This window comes from Deltaproteobacteria bacterium, assembly GCA_018668695.1.
Taxonomy (GTDB): domain Bacteria; phylum Myxococcota; class XYA12-FULL-58-9; order XYA12-FULL-58-9; family JABJBS01; genus JABJBS01.
In genome coordinates this window covers 1-2,688 of the sequence record JABJBS010000200.1, presented here as the reverse complement: position 1 = coordinate 2,688, position 2,688 = coordinate 1, and the positions used below count along the sequence as shown (strand labels likewise).

Sequence of the window (2,688 nt, the reverse complement as noted above, 5' to 3'; positions counted from 1 at the left end):
CTCTGCGTAATGTCCGACATTAAATAGCCAAACTCTTTGAGAAGCTTGTTCTGCCTATTTTTAACTTTGAGCTGCGTGGAACAAACACTCTCCACCGCTGTTTTACAGGTCTCTAGGTGTCCCACCAGTTCCTTGAAATCAACCTCGGTAGAATCGTTGTCTGCCACCAGTGCCAAAGAATCTTTAACTTCCATCAAACGCTTCATCACCATTACCACATCTGAACCCGTGGAATGGTCATAATAAACACGCTCAACTCGAAGCTGGATATCGGACACGGTTAGATTGACCTGAGGAAGAAACTCGCAAGGCGTAAGTTGTTGACTGCTCGTGCTTACCTCCGCGGATCCAGCCGAAACGCAACCCACCAGAAGGAAAACCGCACCGGTTAGAATCACGCCCCGTAAATACAACTTGAAGCTCACCACCATAGAACAACCTCTTCTTAGAATACTCGATAAGATTACCGTGTAAACCTAGCATGTTCCAACGCGTTGTTGCCAGCACCCAGGGATATACGTTTAGATGAACCGAGGGAGCCATGGCGCAGTGATTTACTCAGGTATATAAAGAGTCCAAACAACCTGCCTCGAAGACGACAAGAGGAATCAGAGCAGCGAATGACAAAGATAGTTAGAAAACTACTTAATTTTTTCCTAGGGCTCGTGAAGTGGCCTCTCGCTTTCCTCATGATTTATCTCCTACCCGACTCTATTTTAGAGATGTTAGAGCTGCTTGAAAAAAGCGAGCTTGAGTCGGACCAGGTGGCCCCTTTTATCTATGGTTTCCTGGGATACTTTGCCGCGTGGTTTGTTCTCTTTAAGCGATATTTTATGGGGTCTTGGTTAAGTACCCTCGAGCACGAGCTCACCCACGGACTTTTCGCAGTCATCACCTTCCATAAAATTACTGAGCTGAAAACGAGCTACCTCTCGGGAGGGCACATTCGCTACACCGGCGGCGGCAACTGGTTGATTACCATTGCCCCCTACTTCTTCCCCACTCTTAGCTTTTTAATAATGGGAATTCTGAGTATCGTAGGAACCGCTGAAACACCGTGGCTCAACCTGGCTCTTGGTGTGTCTGTAGCCTACCACCTAACCTCTACCTGGCATGAGACCCACTTAGGACAAACCGATATCAAAGAGGTGGGTTACCTATATTCTTTTCTTTTTCTACCGGCCGCTAACATTATATCCTATATTGCGATACTCGCATTTGTGCTGGGAGGTCCAGGCCAGCTGCTTGAATCTCTCTCATTTATCCAAGAGGCCATGGCGTGGACACCTTAGAGCAAAACCATTGGATAGAACTGTGTAAGCGGCATGCTCACGAGGAGCAGCTTTCCGATGTGTGTATTCAAGTTCTTAGGGCGTTTGGCTCATCTGCAACCCAGGAACCCAGCGCGCCCAACTTCCAGCAACTCCAAGAGAACTGCGCCACGCAGCTCGATCTACTTCCAGGTCGAATTGTTGCAACTCTGGATGGGGAAATAGACAAAGACCAAGCACAGCTCTTCTCGAGACGGTTCCAATCAGTCATTGAATTACTGGAGAAGCAAGCCGCGATGTTTCAAGAAGCGGTTCTCCTTAAAACGGGCTTAATTATTCGCACCCACCAAATCCTAAACGCGCCTGGGCCAAGAGCACTTAGGGTTCGAGCCGTTGTCGACTTTTACTATACTCAGGCTGCCATCATCTACCACCGCCCTGAAGATCCATCGCTTGTGCAAAATTATCAAACTCTCATCGACCAAACACCGTGGCAAGATCTCGGAAACGGAGCATCTTGGAAGAAGGTCGAAGGCCTGACTCAATTTGGGCCTATCCATGTAAATGTTCTCAAGCTCACCCAGTCTCGTATTCGGGCCGTCGATTGCCGAACCCACGCATCGGGCCTATCTCTTGAAGATTTTGCCGCCGCTCAAAATGCTCTGGCTGCCGTGTCGGGTGGTTTCTTTTTGTATTCCGAGCCGGACATTCAACCACCCAGCATTCGCACCGATCCCGTAAGCTTTCTCATGGATCAAGGAACGATTTATAACCCGCCGGTACTTTGTCGCGCGACACTCATGCAGACACAGTCTGGCGCCACAAGCATCAGCCGGGTCGGCCCTCAAGGATTAAGGTTTCGCTGGGAGCATGGACCCATACTCAAGGTAGAATCTCATAATAGAATATCAGACGCCAATGTACGAAGCTTCAATAGGGCTTTTGGACGGGTTGCTCCTGCAGGCCCCACCAATGTGGCCATAGTCGGCAATACCGTGGTCAGTGTGTCAAAAGGTGAACTTGAGATCCCACTTGCAGGACTGATTGTGAGCCTAACCGGTATCGATGCTCCAGAACCCGGCACACCGATTCAATGGCTCGGCTACGAAAGCTTTGACCACGACCCACTTCATACGGCGATGGCTGGCGGCCCTTTACTACTCGAGCAAGGAGCAATTTGTATCAACCGAGAAGTCGAGGACTTTCAAGAATCGGCACCGCCGGTCACCTTTTCACAAGACGAAACGTTTGATCAAAACCTCCTGCCACGAATGGCAGCAGGGCTTAATGAGGCCGGAGTTCTTTTTTTCGCGGCCATCGACGGGCGTAACTTTCATCAAGCACCTGGGATGACCCTCAAACAAACAGCCGAGTGGATGAAAGCACTGGGTTGCCATAGAGCAATGAATCTAGATGG

General features: G+C 49.5%; 3 protein-coding genes. 2 read left to right on the top strand and 1 reads right to left on the bottom strand.

Annotated elements, in window-relative coordinates; all coding sequences use genetic code 11:
* Positions 1–425: hypothetical protein (locus tag HOK28_10535; GenBank protein ID MBT6433520.1), on the bottom strand; the 425-nt coding region annotated here is incomplete at its 3' end.
* Positions 426–620: 195 nt separating this feature from the next.
* Here HOK28_10535 and HOK28_10530 point away from each other — a divergent pair.
* Both HOK28_10530 and HOK28_10525 read left to right on the top strand, forming a co-directional pair.
* Positions 621–1,292: a hypothetical protein gene (locus HOK28_10530; GenBank protein MBT6433519.1), complete on the top strand. Its 672-nt coding sequence runs from the start codon at positions 621–623 to the stop codon at positions 1,290–1,292.
* A partial coding sequence (locus HOK28_10525; GenBank protein MBT6433518.1) for a phosphodiester glycosidase family protein occupies positions 1,280–2,688 on the top strand: 1,409 nt, incomplete at its 3' end. The genes HOK28_10530 and HOK28_10525, both read left to right, overlap by 13 nt.